This window comes from Streptomyces sp. NPDC033221 (assembly GCF_055577005.1).
On the sequence record NZ_JBVIQN010000040.1, the window covers coordinates 1 to 19,648 of the forward strand.

The following is a 19,648-nucleotide window of genomic DNA, read 5'->3' on the forward strand; positions in this document are numbered from 1 at the left end:
TGCGCCGTGCGGCGAGGGTGCGTGCCTGGGGGCACCTCCCAGCGGTAGCTGGGGGAGTCGCGATGCCGCGGAGATCCATCAGAAACGCCCTAGGCAGCGGGTGTGCGCGGGGGACGCCTCAGAAATCGGCCGCCGGAGCCCCCGTGACGACCGCGGTGACCGTGGTGCCGGGCGGGAAGGCGTCCTCCTGGGCCAGGGTGGTCAGGGCCAGGAGGAGCTTGGCCACGTAGAGGCGCTCCACGGGGATGCCGTGGCGGTCCTCGAAATCGGCGGCGAAGGCGTCCAGTTCGGGGGGGCGGCGGGCGTATCCGCCGCAGTGGAAGCGGTCGTCGAGGTCCCATGTGCCGCGCCGGCCGCCGAAGGCCGCGTACTGGAGGCGTTCGGTCTCCGCGGCGAGGAAGTGCGGGCTGCCGCCCTTGAGGACGGGTATGCCGAGGGCCCGCTGGTCCGGTGCCAGACCGGCGGCCAGGCCGGCGAGCGTTCCGCCGGTGCCGCAGGCGACGGCGACGACGTCCGAAGCGCCGTGCAGCTCCCGGCCCAGGGCCGTGCAGCCCTGGACGGCGAGGAAGTTGCTGCCGCCTTCCGGTATCGCGTAGTGCGGGCCGAAACGTTCCCGGAGCGCCGCGGCGATCTCCGGTTCGGCCTTGCGGCGGTAGGTGGCGCGGTCGACGAAGTGCAGCCGCATACCGTCGGCGGCGCAGCGCGCCAGGGACGGATTGAGGGGTTTGTCCGCCAGCTCGGCGCCGCGTATGACGCCCACCGTCGCGAACCCCAGGAGGCGGCCGGCCGCCGCGGTGGCCCGCAGATGGTTGGAGTACGCGCCCCCGAACGTGAGCAGGGTGTGCGCCCCGGCCTCGCCCGCCGCCCGCAGGTTCAGCTCCAGCTTGCGCCACTTGTTGCCGGGCAGCTCGGGGTGGATCAGGTCGTCCCGCTTGAGCAGCAGCCGCACACCACGGCGCGCGAACCGTCCGTCCTCGATGTCCTGGAGGGGGGACGGCAGGCGCGGCCGCAGTGCGGCGGGGTCGGGGACGGTGGAGGTCACCCGGCCATTGTCGCGTGCCGGAGGGGGTGCTTTACGTGCCGGCGGTACGGCTTCACGTGCCGCCGGGTGTCACTTCAGCCGGGCGCCGATACGCGCGCGCATGTCCTTCATCGTGAAGCCCTTGGGGTCTATCTTGTCCGCGCGCCATTCCAGGTGGCCGATGACCGAGTACTCGTTCCAGCCATGCACCCGGCACAGGGCTGCGGCGGCCTTCTCGATGGCCGCCAGCTGGGCCTCGGGCCAGGGGTCCTCGCCGTCGCCCATGTTCTCGCACTCGAAGCCGTAGAAGTGGACGTTGCCGTCGGCGTTGTACTCGTTGGTGGGGGGCAGCTGCTTCTTCTCGGCGATCACGGCGTTCAGGACGTCCCGGTCGCCGCTGCCCGCGTGGTTGGTACGCCCGCAGCCGACCAGGTGCACCCGGCCGTCCTTGGTGATCACGCCGTGGCACAGCGGACCCGGCAGCGCCGAGGTGCCGTCGTAACACAGGCGGACCGTGCGCTCGGTCCCGGACGTGACGGTGTGGTGGATCACCACACCGTGCACCGGGCCCCAGCCGCCGTGACCCTCACGGTTGTGGGTGCGCCACTCGCCGACCTCGACGATCTCCAGCCCCTCGTCTCTGAGGGCTTGGAGGAAGGTGTTCGCGGACATGGGTGGGGCCATGGCCGACTCCGTTCGGTGCGCGGCGGCCGCCGACCGCGCACCGCCTCATAAAACGCTTGTACTGGAACGTCAGGTCACAGACCAGCCGTTCGTCGCGTGTACGAGCGGGTGAGCGAGCGGTTTCAGCCGCTATCCACCGCTTTGAGCCGCGGAGAGCGGAGCCTTTCAGCCGCGCAGAAAGCCGTCACCGTGGGTGGCGATGTGAGCCTCCAGCGCGCTCAGCGCCTCCTGGGTGGCGTCGGCGGAGCCGCTGCCGCGACGCTCCGCGTAATAGGCCGCGCCCAGCTTCTTCAGCAGGTCGTTGCCGGCCCTCTGCTGCTGGACCTCGTCGACCTTCTGCTTGCCCTGGTTCAGCGCGCTCTGGGCCTGCTCCTTGGCGCGGTCGAGAAAGCCTGCCATTGCTGCCTCCGGTGAGGTTGGGGGAGGGGCGCACGGTCCCGCTGATGTCGCGGTGCCGTACCGGATCAACGGCCCGGACGTTACCCGCGTTCCCGTGCCAGTCTGGGGATGTGGACAGCGGAACGGAGGCGGGCGCGGACGCGGCTCCGGGCACGGGCGCGGCCCCGGTCGCCGGAGCGGAAACAGGCGGGTACCGGGAGCGGGTCTCGCGGCTGGCCGGCGCGGTCGTCTGGGCGAAGCGGCCCGCTGAAGGCCCGGCGCGGGCTCCCGGCGGCCCGGTGCCGGCGTCGCAGCGAGTGCTGCCCGACGGCTGTACGGACCTGCTGTGGTGGAACGGCCGGCTGACCGTGGCCGGGCCGGACACCACCGCGTACATCCCTGCGACGCGGCCGGGCGAGACCGTCGTCGGGCTGCGCTTCGCCCCTGGTCAGGGGCCTGCCGTCTTCGGTGTGCCGGCCCACGTGCTGCGTGATCGGCGGGTGCCCCTGGAGGAACTGTGGCCCCGGGACCTGGTGGCCTGGCTGGCCGCGACAGTGGCCGGGACCGGTTCACCCGGACGGGTGCTGGAGGACATCGCCGTACACCGCCTACGGGAGGCGGCCGGCCGAGCCGACCCGGCGCGGAACGCGATCGCCTCGGCGCTCGGCCGCGGCCGGTCCGTGGCGGAGGTCGCCCGGACCGTGGGCGTCGGCGAGCGGCAGCTGCACCGCCGGTGCCTGGAGGCATTCGGGTACGGCCCCAAGACGCTGGCCAGGGTGCTGCGCCTGGTGCGCGCGCTGGAGCTGGCCCGCGGCGGGCTGCCGTACGCGGACGTGGCGGCTCGTGCCGGGTACGCGGACCAGGCGCACCTGGCGCGTGAGGTGAAGGCGCTGGCGGGGGCCCCGCTGGGGGTGATCGTGGCCCCGGGGTAGCTTGTCCGTCATGGACTACCAGGCCGTTCTTGAGGAGGTAGCGGCCTTTGCGAGGCCGTATGTCGGACATGGGCAGGTTGCCGATTACATACCGGCGCTGGAAAACGTGCCGCGGGACCGCTTCGGCATAGCGCTCGCCGACATCAACGGCGAGGTGTACGGCGTGGGGGACTGGGAGGTCCCGTTCTCCGTGCAGTCCATATCGAAGACCTTCTCGCTGGCGCTGGTGATGGCCAACGACAACGAGGACATCTGGAAGAGGGTCGGCCGCGAGCCGTCCGGAACGCCGTTCAATTCGCTCGTGCAACTGGAGTGGGAGAACGGCATCCCGCGCAATCCCTTCATCAACGCGGGCGCGCTCGTCGTCACCGACCGCCTCCAGACGCTGACCGGCGACGCCAGCACCACGATGCTGCACTTCCTGCGCGAGGAGAGCGGCAACCCGGACCTCGCCTTCGACCAGGCCGTCGCGGACTCCGAGGCCGACCACGGCGACCGCAACGCGGCCCTCGCCCACTTCATGGCCAGCTTCGGCAACCTGGAGAACCCGGTCCCCAGCGTCATCGAGCACTACTTCTGGCAGTGCTCGATCGAGATGAGCTGCCGCGACCTGGCGGCGGCCGGCGGGTTCCTGGCCCGGCACGGACTGCGCGCGGACGGCAGCCGTCTGCTGGAGGCCCGCGAGGCCAAGCGGATCAACGCGGTGATGCTGACCTGCGGCACCTACGACGCGGCCGGAGAGTTCGCCTACCGGGTGGGGCTACCCGCCAAGAGCGGTGTCGGTGGCGGGATCGTCGCGGTCGTGCCAGGGCGCTGCACCCTGTGCGTGTGGAGCCCCGGCCTGGACAGCCGCGGCAACTCGGTCGCGGGCGCGGCGGCGCTGGACCACTTCACGTCGCTGACCGGCTGGTCGGTGTTCTGAGGGCCGGCGCCCGGAGCGCCTTCGGGGGCTCCGGACCGCCTGCCGGGTGGCGGGCGGCCCTCCTTCCGGCGCATCGTGGGGCGAGGAGGAGGTGCGTCGCCATGGAGCACGAGATGCGCGCCGAGTACACGGAGGCCGACTCGCCTCCGCAAGACGCCCCGGTGAAGCTGTGGCACATGGTGCGGCTGGACGATACCCAGTCGATGTGCGGCCGCGAACTGCGACCGGACGCGGCGGTACAGCCCGCGGACGCCTGGGGCACGGCCGCGGCCGTGCCCTTCTGCCACTCCTGCGGGGCGCTGTACCTGCGGGAGGTGCCGTAGGCCCTGTCGTCAAATTCCCGCCTGCCGCGCGACGCCTGGCACGCACGCTCGCTGCGTTGCCGAAACGCCCTAGTAGCTCCGCTACGAGGGCGCCCCGGCGCCTTGCGATCGCACGCACCAGACGCCGCGCGGCCCGCCCTCCGGGCGGACGACGGGAATGTGACGACAGGACCTAGCGGAAGCCGGGGCCCGACGCGCCCGTACGGCTACGGGAGCGCCGCGAACAGATCGACCCCGTGCCCGTCCGGATCCAGGACCACCGCGTACCGCTGCCCCCAGGGCGCGTCCCACGGCTCCTTGTCACCGGTGTACCCGGCGGCGGTCAGCTCGTCGTAGACCTTGTCGACCCCCTCCGGCCCGGCGCACTCGAACGCCAGACCCGTCGGGGTGCCGGCAGTCGTTGGCGTCCACTCGGGGTCGATGGAGCGCGCCACGGCATGGGTGTCCCACATCAGCCGGAGACCGCCGGGCAGCGTCGCCTCGGCGTGCGGGGCGGAGTCGGCCTCCGCCGGGACCGTGAGGCCGAGGCGGCGGTAGAAGGCGAGGGAGACCGCCATGTCGGCGACGGCCATGCCGATCGCCGCCAGGCGCGGCGTCGTGGTGCCGGAAGCTCCGGGAGTCTCGCGGGTGGGGTGCGTTTCGTTGCTCATACGAGGAGCGTAGGAAGCACCGCGCGTCCTGGTCTTGAACGAATCGGACACCGGTGCGGGCACGGGGCGGCGACCGGCCTCACGGGCAGCGGATGACCTGCCCCGCGTACGAGAGGTTGCCGCCGAAGCCGAAGAGCAGCACCGGGGCGCCGGACGGGATCTCCCGCCGCTCCACCAGCTTGGACAGGGCCAGCGGCACGGAAGCGGCCGAGGTGTTGCCGGACTCCACGACATCGCGCGCGATCACGGCGTTGACCGCGCCGATGCGCTCCGCCAGCGGTTCGATCAGCCGCAGGTTGGCCTGGTGCAGGACGACGCCCGCCAGGTCCTCCGGCTCGATGCCGGACCGCTCGCACACCTGGCGGGCGATGGCCGGCAGCCGGGTGGTGGCCCAGCGGTAGACGGACTGGCCCTCCTGGGAGAAGCGGGCCGGGTTGCCCTCGATGCGGACGGCGTTGCCCATCTCCGGGACCGAGCCCCACAGCACCGGGCCGATCTCCGGTTCCGGCGCCGCCGTGACGACCGCGGCGCCCGCGCCGTCCCCGACGAGTACGCAGGTCGAGCGGTCCGTCCAGTCCACCACGTCGGTGAACTTCTCGGCGCCGACGACCAGCGCGTTGACGGCCGACCCGGCCCGGATGGCGTGGTCGGCGGTGGCCAGGGCGTGGGTGAAGCCCGCGCAGACGACGTTGATGTCCATGGCGGCGGGGGCCGGCAGGCCGAGCCGGGCGGCGACCCGCGCCGCGGTGTTGGGGCTGCGGTCGACGGCCGTGCAGGTGGCCACCAGTATGAGGTCGATGTCCCGGGCCGCCAGGCCGCTCCCGGCGAGTGCCTTGGCCGCCGCGGCCGCGGCCATCGCGTCCACCGTCTCGTCGGGCGCCGCGACGTGCCGGGTGCGGATGCCGACGCGGCTGCTGATCCAGGCGTCGTCGGTGTCGACGATCTTCGCGAGGTCGTCGTTGGTGAGCACCTCGGAGGGCTGGTAGTGGCCGAGAGACAGGACGCGTGAGCCCGTCATGGGGAACCCCTGAGCGTGTGCGGACGGTACCCGCTCAGTGTCAAGGGTGCGGCTCTCCGGGGCAGTGCGTGTTACGCCAATGTTCGGGGGCGAGTTCTGGAGGGAACGCCAGGAACGGCCCAGGGGCCGCACCCGCCGCCGGCCCGGCCCGCACAGCGGAGCGCTGCGCGGGCCGGGCCGGCGGGTGGGCTCCCGTCGCTCAGGTGAGCGGCTTGAAGCGGCGCAGGCGCAGGCTGTTGGCCACCACGAAGACCGAGGAGAAGGCCATCGCGGCCCCGGCGATCATCGGGTTGAGCAGTCCGGCGGCGGCCAGCGGCAGTGCGGCGACGTTGTAGCCGAACGCCCAGAACAGGTTGGCCTTGATCGTGCCGAGGGTACGGCGGGCCAGGCGGATGGCGTCCGCCGCGGCGCGCAGGTCGCCCCGTACCAGCGTCAGGTCGCCGGCCTCGATGGCGGCGTCCGTGCCGGTGCCCATCGCCAGGCCCAGGTCGGCCTGGGCGAGGGCGGCCGCGTCGTTGACGCCGTCGCCGACCATGGCCACCGACTTGCCCTCCGCCTGGAGCGCCTTGACGACCGAGACCTTGTCCTCGGGCAGTACGTCGGCGATCACGTGTTCCGCGTCGATGCCGACCTCGGCGGCCACCGAGCGGGCGACGGCCGCGTTGTCGCCGGTCAGCAGGACCGGGGTGAGGCCCAGGGCGCGCAGCCGCCGGACCGCCTCGGCGCTGGTGGGCTTGACCGCGTCGGCGACGACGAGCACGGCGCGCGCCCGGCCGTCCCAGGCGACGGCGACCGCGGTGTGCCCGGCCTCCTCGGCGGCGGCCTTCGCGTCGGCCAGGGCGGCGGGCAGCTCGATGGCCCACTCCGTGAGGAGCGACGTACGGCCCACGAGGACGGCGTGGCCCTCGACGACGCCCTGGACACCGAGCCCGGGTACGTTCGCGAAGTCCTCCGGGGCGGGCAGCTCACCCGTACGCTCGGCCGCCGCGGTGGCGACCGCGCGGGCGATGGGGTGCTCCGAGGAGTGCTCCAGCGCGCCCGCCAGGCGCAGCGCCTCGGCCCCGGACACGCCGTCGGCGAGGTGGACGCCGGTGAGGGCCATCGCGCCGGTGGTGACCGTGCCGGTCTTGTCCAGGACGACGGTGTCGACGCGGCGGGTGGTCTCCAGGACCTCCGGCCCCTTGATCAGGATGCCGAGCTGGGCGCCGCGGCCGGTGCCGACCATGAGCGCGGTCGGGGTGGCCAGGCCCAGCGCGCACGGGCAGGCGATGATCAGTACGGCGACCGCGGCGGTGAACGCGGCGACCGCGCCCTCGCCCGTGAGGAGCCAGTACCCGAGGGTGCCGAGGGCCAGCGCGATGACGACCGGGACGAAGACGGCGGAGATCCGGTCGGCCAGCCGCTGCGCCGCGGCCTTGCCGTTCTGCGCGTCCTCGACCAGCCGTGCCATCCGGGCCAGCTGGGTGTCCGCGCCGACCCGGGTCGCCTCGACGACGATCCGGCCGCCCGCGTTGACGGTGGCGCCGGTGACCCGGTCGCCGGGGGCGACCTCGACGGGCACGGACTCGCCGGTGAGCATCGAGGCGTCCACGGCGGAGGAGCCGTCCACGACCGTGCCGTCGGTGGCGATCTTCTCGCCCGGCCGGACCACGAACCGGTCGCCGACCGCCAGCTCACCCACCGGTACGCGTACCTCGCGCCCGTCCCGCAGCACCGCGACGTCCTTGGCGCCCAGCTCCAGCAGCGCCTTCAGCGCGGCCCCGGCCCGCCGCTTGGAACGGGCCTCGAAATAGCGCCCGGCCAGGATGAACGCGGTGACCCCGGCCGCGGCCTCCAGGTAGATGTTGCCGCTGCCGTTGCCGCGCGCGATGGTCAGCTCGAACGGGTGGGTCATGCCGGGCATCCCGGCGTCGCCGAAGAACAGGGCCCACAGCGACCAGCCGAGCGCGGCGAGCGTGCCCATGGAGACCAGGGTGTCCATGGTGGCCGTACCATGCCGCAGGTTGGTCCAGGCGGCCTGGTGGAACGGCCAGGCGCCGTACGCCACGACCGGCGCCGCCAGGGTCAGCGACAGCCACTGCCAGTTGGTGAACTGCAGCGCCGGGACCATCGCCATCAGGATCACCGGTACGGCCAGGAGCACCGAGACGGTCAGCCGCTGCCGCAGCGGGGCGAGCGGATCGGCGCCCGGCTCCGGCGCCGGGGCCGCACCGGGCTCCGGTGGCGGCGGGGCGGGGGCCGGGGGTTCCGGTACGGCGGCCGTGTAGCCGGTCTTCTCGACGGTGGCGATCAGGTCGGCGACGTCGATGCCGGCGCCGTCCTCGTACGTGACCTTCGCCTTCTCCGTGGCGTAGTTGACGGTGGCGGTGACGCCCTCCATGCGGTTGAGCTTCTTCTCGACGCGGGCGGCGCAGGAGGCGCAGGTCATACCGCCGATCTCCAGCTCGATACGGCGCTCGTCGGCGGTGGTGGTCATGGCTGCTCCTTCGGAAGCGGGGGTGGCGGCGGGGGCGCCGTCGTCCACTGCCTGGACTGTATACCCCTAGGGGGTATCAATGCCACCCCTCCTGGGTATCGGGGGGCGCGTCCTCGCCCGCCCCGTCCACCGGCAGGCCGCCCCCTCCGTCCGCCGCCCGCAGCACCCGCCCGCCCAGCCGCCGCAGATACCCCGCCAGCTCCGGCGGCTCGTGCACCGTGAACTCGGTGCCGAGCATCGCCAGCCGGAACGCCGTCCACTCCAGGGAATCGGGCCGGGTGCGCACCCGGCACGACCCCTCGCCGAGCGGCTCCACCTCGGCCGCCGCGCGCCCCAGCCGGTCACACACCTCCGCGGCGGGCGCGTGCACCGTGACCACCGCGGCGCAGCCGGGCCCCATGCCCTGCATCCGCTCCGTGACGAACGTGGCGGCGTCCTCGGCGGGCAGTTCACGCGGTGGCATACGTACCCCCGTGGGGTACGGCTCGCTCAGCCGGTCCACGCGGAAGATCCGCCAGTCGTCGCGCTCGTTGTCGTACGCCACCAGGTACCAGCGGCGGCCCGCCGCGACCAGCCGGTGCGGCTCCACCAGACGCTTGGAGCGGACACCGGCCGCGGCCCGGTAGGTGAAGCGCACCCGCTCCCGGTTGGCGACGGCCGCCGCCAAGGTGGTCAGGTGCGCCGGATCGACGGTCGGGCCGTCCCCGGAGGGCATCGGTACGGTTGCGGTGCCCAGCGTGCCCACCCGTCGCCGCAGCCGGGACGGCAGCACCTGCTCCAGTTTGGCCAGGGCCCGTACGGACGCCTCCTCGATGCCGTCCACGGTGTGCCCGGCCGCCGAACGCAGCCCGACGGCGATGGCCACCGCCTCCTCGTCGTCGAGCAGCAGCGGAGGCATCGCGGTGCCCGCCGCGAGCCGGTAGCCGCCCTCCGCGCCCATCGTGGCGTGCACCGGGTAGCCGAGGTCGCGCAGCCGTTCGATGTCGCGGCGGATGGTGCGGGTGGTGACCCGCAGCCGGCCGGCCAGTTCGCTGCCGGGCCATTCGCGGGGGGTCTGGAGGAGGGACAGGAGGTTCAGCAGCCGGGCCGATGTCTCGCTCATGCCGTCGATGATGCCGGGCGCAGTAGGACCGGAGCTGTCCTATACGGGCCGTAGCTTCGAAGTCGCCCGTGGATGGCCCCCGGAGCGGCCCCTCCACGCAACCCCGGAACGCCGGAATGCCGGAACGCCGGAACTTCGGAGCCCCGGAACCCCGGACCCGGAACACCCACCAGGAGACACCCGCCATGCCCACCCCGCCCACGACCACCCCCGGCCCGACCGGACCGACGGCCCCGACCGGCCGCAGACGCTGGATCGCGCTCGCCGTCGTGCTGACCGCCGCCTTCATGGACCTGGTGGACGCGACCATCGTCAACATCGCCGTACCCAGCATCCAGCGGGACACCGGCGCCTCGTTCGGCGCCATCCAGTGGATCACCGCGGGCTATGCGCTGGCCTTCGCGGTCGGCCTGATCACCGGCGGCCGGCTCGGCGACATCCACGGCCGCCGCCGGCTCTTCCTGCTCGGGATGGGCGGGTTCACCGTCGCCTCCGCGCTGTGCGGCATCGCCGCCGACCCGGGGATGCTGATCGCCGCCCGCGTCCTCCAGGGCGCGATGGCCGCGCTGATGGTGCCGCAGGTACTGGCGATCATCCATGTCACCTTCCCCGCGCACGAACGCGGCAAGGTCTTCGGCATGTTCGGCGCCGTCATCGGCCTGGGCGCGGTCTGCGGTCCGCTGATCGGCGCGCTGCTGACGCAGTGGGACCTGCTCGGCCTCCAGTGGCGGCCGATCTTCCTGATCAACCTGCCGGTCGGCATCGCCGGCATGCTCCTCGGGCGCCGCTTCATCACCGAGTCCCGCGCCCCCAAGGCACTGCGCCTGGACCTCGGCGGCATGCTCCTGGCCGCGCTCGCGCTCCTGATGGTGCTCTACCCGCTCACCCAGGGCCGCGAAATGGGCTGGCCCGTCTGGGGTTTCGTGTCGATGGCCGCGAGCCCGGCCGTCTTCGTACGGTACGAGCGTGCCAAGGCCCGCAAGGACGGCTCGCCGCTCGTCGAACTCGCCCTGTTCAAGCTCAGGACGTTCGTCGCGGGCGCGGGTGTGCAGCTCACCTTCGGGGCGCTGTCCGGGCTGTTCTTCCTCGTCTGGACCCTGTACATGCAACTCGGCCTGGGCTGGAGCCCGCTGCGCGCCGGGCTGACCGGGGTGCCGTTCTCGGTCGCCTGCTCGGCGGCGGCCGGCGTCTCCGTACAGAAACTGGTGCCGCGCTTCGGGCGGAAGGTGATGCAGGCCGGCGCGCTGATCATGCTGTCCGGTGTGCTGCTCTACATAGGGGAGGCCGGCCGGTACGGCACCGGGCTGACGTCCTGGCAGACGGTGCCCGCGCTGCTGCTGATGGGCGGCGGTATGGGGCTGATCGTCGCCCCGATCACCGACGCGGCCCTCTCCGAGGTGCCGGCCGAGCACTCCGGATCGGCGTCCGGGGTCTTCAACACCACCGGTCAGCTGGGCATGGCATGCGGACTCGGTCTGTCGTCGGTGGCCTTCTTCGGCGTCCTCGACGGAGCGGCCGGCCGGGACCCGCGGGCCACGGTCGTCGATGCGACGGTCACCTCGCTGTGGTGGGTCGCGGCCGGTCTGGTGGTCATCTTCCTGCTGCTGTTCCTGCTGCCGGGGAAGCCGCGTACGGCACATGCGGCGCGTACGACGCGTACGGACGGGGGACTGCGCACGACCGAGGAAGCCGTGACGCACTGACCCAACCGGCAGGGACCGCACGCCACCCGTTTCTACGGCGTGTAGTCCCTGCCGTTCAGCGCGCGGTAGAGGAACCGTGTGGTCACTTCGACGCCCTCGTCCTCCGGCATGTCGGGGCCCATCTGCGCGGGGGCGTCCAGCAGCACGGTCATCAGCAGCAGGGTGGTCTTGGGGGAGGCCGGCAGGTTCCGTACGTGGGTCAGGTGGTCGGCCAGGTCGTCGATCTGTGCCCGGCGGAACCGTTCGAAGGTGCGGGCGAAGTCCTCGCTGACGAGGGCCGCCTGGCGCAGCGCGACCATGGTCGCCTCGTGTTCCCGGTACACGCGCCAATAGCCGGCCACGTGGTAGCGGATCGCGTCCGGGTCGGTGAAGTCCGCCTTGTGCCCGTCGGCGCCGGCGTAGGCGTCGCCCGCCGTGGCCAGTTCGTCCAGCAGTGCCTTGAGCAGGTCTTCCTTGCCGGTGAAGTGGCGGTAGAAGGAGCCCGCCGCCCGGCCGGCCTCGGCCGTGATGTCGGTGATCTTGGTGTTCAGGTAGCCGCGGTCGGCGAACAGGCGCTTGGCCGCCTCGATCAGCGCCGTCCTCGTCTCGACCGCCTGCTCCGCGCGCTTCACGTCTCCTCCAGCTCCCTTGACAGCGCACGCTAGCAGCCGCCACGATGAATCCAAGTTCAGTGAATGGAGATTCATTATGCGAGTGCTCGTGGCGGGCGCCGGCCCGACCGGACTGACGCTGGGGATCGAACTGGCCCGGCGCGGCGTCGCCGTCCGGGTCGTGGACAAGGCGACCGCGTATTTCGACGGCTCGCGCGGGGACGGCCTCCAGCCGCGCACGCTGGAGGTCTTCGACGACCTCGGCGTGCTGGGCGCCGTACGGGCCGCCGGGGCGCCGCCGGCGCCGCTCCGCGTGCACATCGACGGGCGGTTCGTGGGCGAGCACTGGATGAGCGAGCCGCGCGAGCCCAGCCCCGGCGTGCCGTATCCGAACGGGTGGGTACTGGGCCAGTCGCAGACCGAGGAGATCCTGCGCGCGCGGCTGCTGGAGTGCGGCGTACGCGTCGAGCTGGACACCGCGCTGACCGGCCTGGAGCAGGACGCGGACGGTGTGACCGCGCGGCTCGGCACCGGTGAGGAGGCCCGGTTCGACTACCTCGTCGGCGCCGACGGCGGCGCGAGCTTCGTCCGCAAGGCGATCGGCGTGGCCTTCCCCGGCACCACCGACGAGACCTTCCGGGTGCTGGTCGGCGACGTGTCCGTCCCCGGCCTCGACCCGACGGTCGGCCACTGGTTCGCCGGGCCGGACAACCCGGTGTTCGGCGTCGCGCTGACGCCGCTGCCCGGCACCGGACGGTTCCAGTTCATCTCGCCGCTGGGCGCGGGCGACGACGCCTCACTGGAGACGATGCAGGCCGCACTCGACCGGTTCGCGGCCGGGGTGCGCCTGACCGGGCACGGCTGGTCGACGGTGTGGCGGCCGAACGTACGGCTGGCCGAGCGCTATCGGGTGGGGCGGGTCTTCCTGGCCGGCGACGCCGCGCACGTCCACCCGCCGACCGGCGGCCAGGGCCTGAACACGGGCGTACAGGACGCCTGCAACCTGGGCTGGAAGCTGGCCGCGGAGACCGCGCTCGACAGTTACGAGACGGAGCGGCGGGCGGTCGCGGCCCGCGTCCTCGGCGTCAGCACCGGCCTGCTGGACAAGTACGTCGAGGGCAGCGCCGACGCCCACAAGCGCGGCGAGGAGAGCTTCGGCCTCGACATCACCTACCGGGCCCCGGACGCCACCGGCCCCCTCGTCACCGGCGACCGCGCCCCGGACGCCCCGCTGCTCGACGCGGACGGCAAGCACGTCCGCCTCTTCGACCTCTTCCGCGGCCCGCACTTCACGCGGCTGGTCTTCGGCGCGCCCGCCCCGGCCGAGGAGCACTCCTACGCCGTACTGCGCCCCGGCCAGGAGCCCGGCGGCGGACGGTACGTCGTCGACGCCGAGGGCCACGCCTTCACGGGCTACGCGGCCGCGCCGGGCGACACCTTCCTGATCCGCCCGGACGGCTACCTGGCCTGACCACGCCGGTCGGCGTCCGGTCCGGTGAGGCGACCGGTGACCGGTGACCGGTGACCGGTGACCGGCCGAGTGTCAGTGCCCGCGCGTAGGTTGGGCGGATGAGCTGGGACGTGTTCATCATGAGGTTTCCGCCCGAGGTCAGGGACGTGGGAGAGATCCCCGGCGACTGGGATCCACCGAGCCTGGGCACGGGCCGGGAGATCCGCGCCGTCCTCGCGCAGATGCTGCCCGGCATCGCCTTCGCGGATGGGTGGGGTGATTACGAGGGCCCCGGCTTCTCCCTCAGCACGCCGGTCAAGGAGGACGACGACGCACCGGTCACCGGAGTCAGCCTGTTCGTCCACGGCGGCAGCGCGGCAGCGGCTCACGCGGCCCTCGCGATCACCGACGCCCTGCGCGCACGGGCCTTCGAGACCGGAGAGGGCGGCTTCCTCACAGCGGACTCCGCCGAGTCCGCCTTCGACGCCTGGTGTGCGTACCGCGATTGTGCCCTGGAGCGGCGCGGGCCCTGACGTCCGGGCTACAGCCACCCGTTGCGCTTGAACCCGCGGTGGATGAGGAAGCAGAGGGTGAGCGTGACGGCCATGACCAGGGGATAGCCGAACGTCCAGTGCTTCTCCGGCATGTGGTCGAAGTTCATGCCGTAGATGCCGCACACCATCGTCGGTACGGCGAGGATCGCGACCCAGGCGCTGATCCGCCGCATGTCCTCGTTCTGCGCCACGGTCACCTGCGCGAGGTGCGCCTGGAGTATGGAGTTGAGCAGTTCGTCGAAGGCGTTGATCTGCTCGGTCACCCGCTCCAGGTGATCCGACACGTCGCGGAAGTAGGTGGTGATGTGCGGGTCCACCAGTGCCATCGGCTGGCCGGCCAGGGACTGCAGGGGGCGGGCCAGCGGTGCCACCGCCCGTTTCAGTTCCAGCAGTTCGCGCTTGAGCTGGTAGATCCGGCCCGCGCCGCCGGGGCCGGAGCCCTTGGTGCCGCCGCGCCGTTCCTCGCTCCGGTTGCGGCGTGGGCTCTCGGCGAAGACTTCGCTCTCGACGTCGTCGATGTCGTCCTGGACGGCGGCGGCCACGTCCAGGTAATCGTCCACGACCAGGTCCGCGATGGCGTGCAGGACGGCCGAGGGGCCGATGGCCAGCTGTGCCGGCTCCGCCTCCAGCTGCTCGCGCAGCGGGCCGAGCGAGCCGTGGCCGCCGTGCCGGACCGTGATGACGAAGTCGGCGCCGGTGAAGACCATGATCTCGCCGGTGTCGACCACCTCGCTGCTCTCCGTGAGCCGGTCGTGGTCGACGTAGCAGACCGTTTTGAAGACCGTGAAGAGCGAGCTGTCGTAGCGTTCCAGCTTCGGCCGCTGGTGCGCGTGCACCGCGTCCTCGACGGCGAGCGGGTGCAGCCCGAACAGTTCGGCGACGCCGGCGAACTCCTTCTCCGACGGCTCGTGCAGGCCGATCCACACGAAGCCGTCGCCGGAGTCGCGGACCCGGCGGACGGCGTCCTCGGCCGGGTGGTCGCCGGGCTGGCGGATCCCGTTCTCGTAGACCGCGCAGTTCACCACGGCGGTGCCCAGCGGCGAGCGCGCCGGGTGGCTGAGGTCGACACCACGGCGTCGCTGCTGCGGCAGGCGGACCGCTTTACGGAGGTTGCTGATCACCGACACCGCACCAGTATGGCCCGGCCGTACGGGAGAGCGGGAGGCGTGGCGGCGGCTCCGCACACCTCCCGCCCGTACGGATTCTCCCGCTCCGTCACGTACCTACCGGAGTCAGCGCCCCGCGACGTGCCGCGGGCGCGCGGCGCCGAGGCCCGCCACCACCTGCGGGACGAGCAGGGCCAGCAGCACGATCACCGGCACTGCCCAGCCGCCCGAGGCGTCGTGCACGGCGCCCAGTACGGCGGGCCCGGTGGCCGCCAGGATGTAGCCGAAGCACTGGGCCATGCTGGACAGCTGCGCGGTGTGCCGGATGTCCGGGGCGCGCTGGACGATGAACAGCAGGGCCAGGCTGATCGCCGCGCCCTGGCCGAGGCCCAGCAGCGTCATCCAGACGTACGCGCCACCGGCCGGCGCGGCCAGCATCCCGGCGAACCCGGCCGCGCAGAGCACCGCGCCGAGCGTGGCCAGCGCGCCCGCCGGCAGCCGCCGCCCGACGATCACCGGGGCGAGGAAGGAGCCCGCGATGCCCAGCAGCGAGGAGAAGGACAGCATCCAGCCCGCGTCGCCCGCGCTCATCCCGGCGTCGGTGAGCATGGTCGGCAGCCAGGCGGCCGCCGCGTAGTAGCTGAGCGACTGCAGGCCCATGTACGCGGTGACCTGCCAGGCCAGCGGGGAGCGCCACAGGCCGCGCACGGGGTGGGCCGCCTCGCGGGCGGTGGCCGCGGCGGTCCGCGTACGGCTGCGGGTCTGCGGCAGCCACACCACCAGCGCGATGACCGCCAGCGAGCCCCAGCACGCCAGCGTGGCCTGCCAGCTCAGCCCGGCCGCGCGCTGTACCGGCACGGTGACACCGGCGGCCAGGGCCGCGCCGCCGAACAGTGACATCGAGTACAGGCCGGTCATCAGCCCGGACCTGGCCGCGAAGTCGCGCTTGATCAGACCGGGCAGCAGCACGTTGGCGACGGCGATGCCCGCGCCGATGACGATCGTCCCGGCGAACAGCGCGACCACCGAGTCCAGCAGCCGCAGCGCCGTACCGGCGCAGATCAGCACCATGGTGGCGAGCAACGAGCGCTCCATGCCGAAGCGGCGGCCGAGCCGCGGCGCGATCGGGGCGAGCAGGCCGAAGCAGAGCAGCGGCAGCGCGGTCAGGAGGCTGGTGGCCGCGGCCGACATGCCGCTCTCGTCGCGGATGGTGCCGGCCAGCGGGGACACGGCGACGAGGGCCGGGCGCAGGTTGAGCGCGAGGAGGATGACGCCGGCGCCCAGGTAGAGGGCGCGGCGTCCGGTGGCGCCCGGCGGCGGGGTGTGCGGGGCGGTGTCCCCGTGGGGCGCGGCCGGTCGCGCGCCGCCGCCGGTGCCGGGGGCGCTCCGGGGGGCGGCCGGTCCGTCGTCATACATGGTGTTCTTCTCCTGGGCTTGCTGTTCGTGCCGGGGTGCCCGCCACCGGGGCGTCACTGCCGTCGTCCGGCCGGGTCTCGCGCAGTGCGTCCATGGCCTCGGTCAGGTGGGCCAGTGCGGCCTGTTCGGCGGTGTCCGGGTCCCGGGCCTCGATGGCGTCGACGATGGCGGTGTGCGCGTCGAACTGGTGGCGTACGGAATCGGGCAGCGGCCTGCGGAGGACGGCCTGGAGGGCGCCGCGCAGGGCGTCGCTCAAATGCTCGTACAGGTCCGCGAGCACGCTGTTGTGTGCCGCCGCCGCGACGGTCCGGTGGAAGTGCATGTCCGCGTCGATGAAGGCGCTGACGTCGCTGTCCTCCCAGGCGCGGTCGCGCTCGGCCAGCGCGGCCCGCAGGGCCGCCAGGTCGTCGTCGGTGCGGCGCAGCGCCGCGTAGCGGGCCGCGTCGCGCTCCAAGGACGCCCGGACCTCGTACGCCTCCAGGTCGGCGGCCCGGCGCAGCCTGCGCTGCACGGCCGCGCCGAAGTCGCTGTTGGCCCGTACGTACGTCCCGTCGCCCTGCCGCGGCTCCAGCATCCCGGTGTGCACGAGGGCGCGGACCGCCTCACGGACGGTGTTGCGGCCCACGTCCAGCGTCTCGACGAGCACGGGCTCGGCGGGGATCTTCCCGCCGACCTCCCACTCGCCGTCGGTGATGAGCCGTTCCATCTGCTCGATGACCAGGTCCACCAGGCTGGTGCGGGCGGTGCTGCGCAGCGGCATGGACGCCGTCCTCTCGGTTCCACCGGTGACTCTCGATTCCACCGGTGATGGGAACATCCCATGTTTGGCGGTGTCAAACAGCCGGAGTTAGCCTGGGGACACCGGTGATCTCCGCATCCCGGCACGGCGGTGGGGCCCGCCGGACCAGAACCGCGGCCGTCGTACGCCGCCAACGGTCCCTGCTTGCAGAGCGGAACGCAGCCACGCACGCACCGCGCGAGTAGGAGACGTATGAGCACCGGAGCCCCCCGCCCGCTGACGGCCGACCCGTCCGCGCCGCACACTGCCGGACGACCCGGGGGCCCGGACCGCCCCCGCCCCCGACCGCCCCGGCGAGGCCAGTGGCCGGCCGTCGGCGCGGTGGCAGCCGGCGGCGGCATCGGCGCGGCCGCCCGCTACGGCGCCACCCTGCTGTGGCCCACCGCCCCCGGGGCCTTCCCCGCGACCGTCCTCCTGGTCAACGTCGCCGGCTGTGCGCTGATGGGCGTGCTGATGGCGCTGATCACCGAGCGGGGGTCGCCGCGCCCGCTGCTGCGCCCGTTCCTCGGCACCGGCATCCTCGGCGGGTTCACCACCTTCTCCACCTACACCGCGGACTTCGCGCACCTGACGGACACCGGACGGCTCGCCCTCGGACTGGCCTACCTGGCGGCGACCCCGCTCGCCGCGCTGGCGGCGGTGTGGGCCGCGCACGCGGGCACCCGGTACGCGCTGACCCGGCTCGGAGGCGCACGGTGAACTGGCTGCTCGTGGTGGCCGGCGCGATGGCCGGCGCGCCGCTGCGCTTCCTGACGGACCGTTTCGTGCAGTCCCGGCACGGCACCGGCCTCCCCTGGGGGACGTTCACGGTCAATGTCGCCGGCTCGCTGGTGCTGGGCCTGGTCACCGGCGCGGTGGCGGCGGGCGCGGCCTCCTCGCACGTGTACCTCCTGCTCGGTACGGGGCTGTGCGGGGCGCTGACGACGTACTCGACCTTCTCGTACGAGACGTTCCGGCTGGCGTCCGGCGGGGCGCGGTGGCACGCCGCCGCGAACGTGGCGGCGAGTGTGGCCGGCGGCCTCGGCGCGGTGTTCGCCGGTGTGGCTCTCGCCCGCGCGCTGTGGCTCTGAGCGGTACGGGCGTGACCGGGCGGACCGGGTGGGAGCGCCTGTGCGACATCACCCCCGTGCGGGTGAACGAATGGGGTCGACTTTCGAACGGAACCTTTCTTCACCGTCGTCCGACGCCAAGCCGGAATACCCTGATGGCGCGGTGCCCCGGACCCCGGTTCGCACGAAGAAATGTCAGTGCGGCATGTCTGATTTCAGGGGCGGGATCGCTATGGACCTCCACCACCGGATCGGTGTCTCCAGCATCGAAGTAGTCCGGCCCGAGGGCGAGTTGGACCTCATGACGGCGCCGCGCCTGCGGACCCTGCTGCGACGGGGCCACAGCCGGGCCACCGGGCCTCCCCGGCTGATCGTCGACCTCGGCGCGGTCACCTTCATGGACTGCTCCGCACTGCGGGAGCTGTGCGCCGCGCAGAGCTGGGCCGTGGAGCAGGGCGGCTGGCTGCGGGTCGTGCACGCCCAGCGCGGCATCGCCATCCTGCTGCGGGCGACCCGGCTGACCGGCCGCTTTCCCCGATACGCGAGCGTCAGCGACGCACGCTGCGACCAGCTGGCCAACTGCTCGCCCTGACCCGCCTGATGACGGCGGCCTCCCGCCGGAGCCTTGCCGGAGGCATAGTAGCCCTGCGGCTTCGATCCGAGAGAAGATGGACACGGGCCACGACCGGCCGACGGTGGAAAGGGATGATTTCCATGGCCCGTGACGAACCCCCGGCACACGCATGGGCGGACCTGCCGGAAGGGCTCATCAGCGGCAGCGACTGCGTGGAACTGCTGCACCGCCTGTGCGCGCACTGCGCCGGCCTGATCGGCGCCGACACGGCGGCCGTGCTCCTCGCCGACGCCCACGGCCGGCTGCGGGTGATCGCGGCGTCCGACGACACCGCCCGCCTGCTGGACCCGGACCCGGAAGGGCCGCAGGACGCCTGCGGACCGTGCGGCGACTGCCACCGCACCGGCACGGCCGAGACGGACATCGACCTCACCGACCCGCACACCGCCGCACGGTGGCCGCGGTTCACCGCCCTCGCGCGGCAACGCGGCCATGTGACCGCGCACGTTCTGCCCATGTGCCTGCGTGCGCGGCCCGTCGGCGTGCTGGCCCTCTTCTCGGGCACCGCCGCGCCGCTCGGCGAGCAGGTCGGCACGTTCGCCCGGTCGCTGGCCGAACTGCTGGCCGTCACCGTCATACAGCACCGGAGCCTGGAGCGCAGCAACATCGAGCGGACGCAGCTGCAGCACGCGCTCAGCTCCCGCGTCGTCATCGAACAGGCCAAGGGGATGCTGGCCGAACGCTGGGGAACTAGCGTGGACGAAGCGTTCGCGGTCTTCCGGGCCTACGCGCGCGCCCACCGCTGCCGACTGCCCGACCTGGCCCGCCGGGTCGTCGACGGCACGCTCGACAGCGACCTCGTCATGGAGTACTTCCTCAACCGAAGGTGATTTCCTGGACC

21 protein-coding genes are annotated in these 19,648 nt (G+C 73.0%); 10 read left to right on the forward strand and 11 right to left on the reverse strand.

From position 1 onward, the window contains the following. Nucleotides 1–118: 118 nt before the first annotated feature. The 3 genes from ACZ53K_RS36015 to ACZ53K_RS36025 form a co-directional block, all read right to left on the reverse strand. Nucleotides 119–1,042 (reverse strand): 1-aminocyclopropane-1-carboxylate deaminase/D-cysteine desulfhydrase, encoded by a 924-nt coding sequence (locus ACZ53K_RS36015; RefSeq protein ID WP_468845337.1) that lies wholly within the window; start codon nucleotides 1,040–1,042, stop codon nucleotides 119–121. Nucleotides 1,043–1,111: 69 nt separating this feature from the next. Beyond that, entirely contained in the window at nucleotides 1,112–1,705 is a 594-nt protein-coding gene (locus tag ACZ53K_RS36020) for a peptidoglycan recognition protein family protein (RefSeq protein ID WP_468845339.1), read from the reverse strand. 165 nt (nucleotides 1,706–1,870) lie between these two features. Beyond that, complete coding sequence (locus ACZ53K_RS36025) at nucleotides 1,871–2,104, reverse strand: hypothetical protein (RefSeq protein WP_468845342.1); 234 nt, start codon at nucleotides 2,102–2,104, stop codon at nucleotides 1,871–1,873. Between the two features lie 110 nt (nucleotides 2,105–2,214). On the opposite strand from ACZ53K_RS36025, the gene ACZ53K_RS36030 reads away from it, so the two are divergent. The 3 genes from ACZ53K_RS36030 to ACZ53K_RS36040 all read left to right on the forward strand — a co-directional run bounded on the left by ACZ53K_RS36030 (nucleotide 2,215) and on the right by ACZ53K_RS36040 (nucleotide 4,260). After that, a complete protein-coding gene (locus tag ACZ53K_RS36030; RefSeq protein WP_468845345.1) occupies nucleotides 2,215–3,015 on the forward strand; it encodes a helix-turn-helix domain-containing protein in 801 nt (266 codons plus the stop codon). 10 nt (nucleotides 3,016–3,025) lie between these two features. Then, nucleotides 3,026–3,937, forward strand: coding sequence for a glutaminase (locus ACZ53K_RS36035; protein WP_468845347.1), 912 nt, complete (start codon nucleotides 3,026–3,028; stop codon nucleotides 3,935–3,937). A gap of 101 nt (nucleotides 3,938–4,038) precedes the next feature. Then, entirely contained in the window at nucleotides 4,039–4,260 is a 222-nt protein-coding gene (locus tag ACZ53K_RS36040; RefSeq protein ID WP_468845350.1) for a hypothetical protein, read from the forward strand. A 206-nt stretch (nucleotides 4,261–4,466) separates the two neighbouring features. Here the strand turns inward: ACZ53K_RS36040 and ACZ53K_RS36045 are convergent, their stop codons facing one another. The 4 genes from ACZ53K_RS36045 to ACZ53K_RS36060 all read right to left on the reverse strand — a co-directional run bounded on the left by ACZ53K_RS36045 (nucleotide 4,467) and on the right by ACZ53K_RS36060 (nucleotide 9,506). Further along, complete coding sequence (locus ACZ53K_RS36045) at nucleotides 4,467–4,910, reverse strand: VOC family protein (RefSeq protein ID WP_468845353.1); 444 nt, start codon at nucleotides 4,908–4,910, stop codon at nucleotides 4,467–4,469. A 79-nt stretch (nucleotides 4,911–4,989) separates the two neighbouring features. Beyond that, a complete protein-coding gene (locus ACZ53K_RS36050) occupies nucleotides 4,990–5,928 on the reverse strand; it encodes a beta-ketoacyl-ACP synthase III (protein WP_468845356.1) in 939 nt (312 codons plus the stop codon). Between the two features lie 199 nt (nucleotides 5,929–6,127). Further along, nucleotides 6,128–8,404, reverse strand: a complete 2,277-nt coding sequence (locus ACZ53K_RS36055) for a heavy metal translocating P-type ATPase (protein WP_468845359.1) — start codon at nucleotides 8,402–8,404, stop codon at nucleotides 6,128–6,130. A gap of 76 nt (nucleotides 8,405–8,480) precedes the next feature. After that, nucleotides 8,481–9,506 carry a helix-turn-helix transcriptional regulator gene (locus tag ACZ53K_RS36060; protein ID WP_468845361.1) on the reverse strand — a complete coding sequence of 342 codons (1,026 nt, stop codon included), beginning with the start codon at nucleotides 9,504–9,506 and terminating at the stop codon, nucleotides 8,481–8,483. Nucleotides 9,507–9,691: 185 nt separating this feature from the next. Between ACZ53K_RS36060 and ACZ53K_RS36065 the strand changes: the two genes are divergently transcribed. Further along, nucleotides 9,692–11,209, forward strand: a complete 1,518-nt coding sequence (locus ACZ53K_RS36065) for an MFS transporter (RefSeq protein WP_468845364.1) — start codon at nucleotides 9,692–9,694, stop codon at nucleotides 11,207–11,209. A 32-nt stretch (nucleotides 11,210–11,241) separates the two neighbouring features. Here the strand turns inward: ACZ53K_RS36065 and ACZ53K_RS36070 are convergent, their stop codons facing one another. Next, complete coding sequence (locus ACZ53K_RS36070) at nucleotides 11,242–11,820, reverse strand: TetR/AcrR family transcriptional regulator (RefSeq protein ID WP_468845366.1); 579 nt, start codon at nucleotides 11,818–11,820, stop codon at nucleotides 11,242–11,244. A gap of 76 nt (nucleotides 11,821–11,896) precedes the next feature. Between ACZ53K_RS36070 and ACZ53K_RS36075 the strand changes: the two genes are divergently transcribed. Continuing rightward, nucleotides 11,897–13,270 (forward strand): FAD-dependent monooxygenase, encoded by a 1,374-nt coding sequence (locus tag ACZ53K_RS36075; RefSeq protein WP_468845369.1) that lies wholly within the window; start codon nucleotides 11,897–11,899, stop codon nucleotides 13,268–13,270. Between the two features lie 98 nt (nucleotides 13,271–13,368). Then, nucleotides 13,369–13,782, forward strand: coding sequence for a hypothetical protein (locus ACZ53K_RS36080; RefSeq protein WP_468845372.1), 414 nt, complete (start codon nucleotides 13,369–13,371; stop codon nucleotides 13,780–13,782). An 8-nt stretch (nucleotides 13,783–13,790) separates the two neighbouring features. On the opposite strand, the gene ACZ53K_RS36085 is transcribed toward ACZ53K_RS36080, so the two are convergent. The 3 genes from ACZ53K_RS36085 to ACZ53K_RS36095 all read right to left on the reverse strand — a co-directional run bounded on the left by ACZ53K_RS36085 (nucleotide 13,791) and on the right by ACZ53K_RS36095 (nucleotide 17,085). Further along, entirely contained in the window at nucleotides 13,791–14,924 is a 1,134-nt protein-coding gene (locus ACZ53K_RS36085; protein ID WP_468845518.1) for a magnesium and cobalt transport protein CorA, read from the reverse strand. A gap of 111 nt (nucleotides 14,925–15,035) precedes the next feature. Then, nucleotides 15,036–16,325, reverse strand: coding sequence for a CynX/NimT family MFS transporter (locus ACZ53K_RS36090; RefSeq protein ID WP_468845375.1), 1,290 nt, complete (start codon nucleotides 16,323–16,325; stop codon nucleotides 15,036–15,038). Next, nucleotides 16,318–17,085, reverse strand: a complete 768-nt coding sequence (locus ACZ53K_RS36095) for a FadR/GntR family transcriptional regulator (RefSeq protein ID WP_468845378.1) — start codon at nucleotides 17,083–17,085, stop codon at nucleotides 16,318–16,320. The genes ACZ53K_RS36090 and ACZ53K_RS36095 overlap by 8 nt, the downstream gene beginning before the upstream one ends. Before the next feature lie 231 nt (nucleotides 17,086–17,316). On the opposite strand from ACZ53K_RS36095, the gene ACZ53K_RS36100 reads away from it, so the two are divergent. The 4 genes from ACZ53K_RS36100 (at nucleotide 17,317) to ACZ53K_RS36115 (ending at nucleotide 19,637) form a co-directional block, all read left to right on the forward strand. Then, on the forward strand, nucleotides 17,317–17,823 hold the full coding sequence (locus ACZ53K_RS36100; protein ID WP_468845381.1) for a fluoride efflux transporter FluC: 507 nt from the start codon (nucleotides 17,317–17,319) through the stop codon (nucleotides 17,821–17,823). After that, entirely contained in the window at nucleotides 17,820–18,194 is a 375-nt protein-coding gene (gene crcB / locus ACZ53K_RS36105; protein WP_468845383.1) for a fluoride efflux transporter CrcB, read from the forward strand. The genes ACZ53K_RS36100 and crcB overlap by 4 nt, the downstream gene beginning before the upstream one ends. Before the next feature lie 184 nt (nucleotides 18,195–18,378). Continuing rightward, nucleotides 18,379–18,765 carry an STAS domain-containing protein gene (locus ACZ53K_RS36110; RefSeq protein WP_468845385.1) on the forward strand — a complete coding sequence of 129 codons (387 nt, stop codon included), beginning with the start codon at nucleotides 18,379–18,381 and terminating at the stop codon, nucleotides 18,763–18,765. Between the two features lie 122 nt (nucleotides 18,766–18,887). Then, entirely contained in the window at nucleotides 18,888–19,637 is a 750-nt protein-coding gene (locus tag ACZ53K_RS36115) for a GAF and ANTAR domain-containing protein (RefSeq protein WP_468845387.1), read from the forward strand. The last annotated feature ends 11 nt before the right edge of the window (nucleotides 19,638–19,648 follow it).

What these genes read in the sequence shown, in the direction of transcription:
- ACZ53K_RS36020 (WP_468845339.1), bottom strand. Translation starts at nt 1,705, where the DNA reads ATGGCCCCACCCATGTCCGCGAACACCTTCCTCCAAGCCCTCAGAGAC.
- ACZ53K_RS36025 (WP_468845342.1), bottom strand. Translation starts at nt 2,104, where the DNA reads ATGGCAGGCTTTCTCGACCGCGCCAAGGAGCAGGCCCAGAGCGCGCTG.
- ACZ53K_RS36035 (WP_468845347.1), top strand. Translation starts at nt 3,026, where the DNA reads ATGGACTACCAGGCCGTTCTTGAGGAGGTAGCGGCCTTTGCGAGGCCG.
- ACZ53K_RS36040 (WP_468845350.1), top strand. Translation starts at nt 4,039, where the DNA reads ATGGAGCACGAGATGCGCGCCGAGTACACGGAGGCCGACTCGCCTCCG.
- ACZ53K_RS36045 (WP_468845353.1), bottom strand. Translation starts at nt 4,910, where the DNA reads ATGAGCAACGAAACGCACCCCACCCGCGAGACTCCCGGAGCTTCCGGC.
- ACZ53K_RS36050 (WP_468845356.1), bottom strand. Translation starts at nt 5,928, where the DNA reads ATGACGGGCTCACGCGTCCTGTCTCTCGGCCACTACCAGCCCTCCGAG.
- ACZ53K_RS36055 (WP_468845359.1), bottom strand. Translation starts at nt 8,404, where the DNA reads ATGACCACCACCGCCGACGAGCGCCGTATCGAGCTGGAGATCGGCGGT.
- ACZ53K_RS36060 (WP_468845361.1), bottom strand. Translation starts at nt 9,506, where the DNA reads ATGAGCGAGACATCGGCCCGGCTGCTGAACCTCCTGTCCCTCCTCCAG.
- ACZ53K_RS36065 (WP_468845364.1), top strand. Translation starts at nt 9,692, where the DNA reads ATGCCCACCCCGCCCACGACCACCCCCGGCCCGACCGGACCGACGGCC.
- ACZ53K_RS36075 (WP_468845369.1), top strand. Translation starts at nt 11,897, where the DNA reads ATGCGAGTGCTCGTGGCGGGCGCCGGCCCGACCGGACTGACGCTGGGG.
- ACZ53K_RS36080 (WP_468845372.1), top strand. Translation starts at nt 13,369, where the DNA reads ATGAGCTGGGACGTGTTCATCATGAGGTTTCCGCCCGAGGTCAGGGAC.
- ACZ53K_RS36090 (WP_468845375.1), bottom strand. Translation starts at nt 16,325, where the DNA reads ATGTATGACGACGGACCGGCCGCCCCCCGGAGCGCCCCCGGCACCGGC.
- ACZ53K_RS36095 (WP_468845378.1), bottom strand. Translation starts at nt 17,085, where the DNA reads ATGCCGCTGCGCAGCACCGCCCGCACCAGCCTGGTGGACCTGGTCATC.
- ACZ53K_RS36100 (WP_468845381.1), top strand. Translation starts at nt 17,317, where the DNA reads ATGAGCACCGGAGCCCCCCGCCCGCTGACGGCCGACCCGTCCGCGCCG.
- ACZ53K_RS36110 (WP_468845385.1), top strand. Translation starts at nt 18,379, where the DNA reads ATGTCTGATTTCAGGGGCGGGATCGCTATGGACCTCCACCACCGGATC.
- ACZ53K_RS36115 (WP_468845387.1), top strand. Translation starts at nt 18,888, where the DNA reads ATGGCCCGTGACGAACCCCCGGCACACGCATGGGCGGACCTGCCGGAA.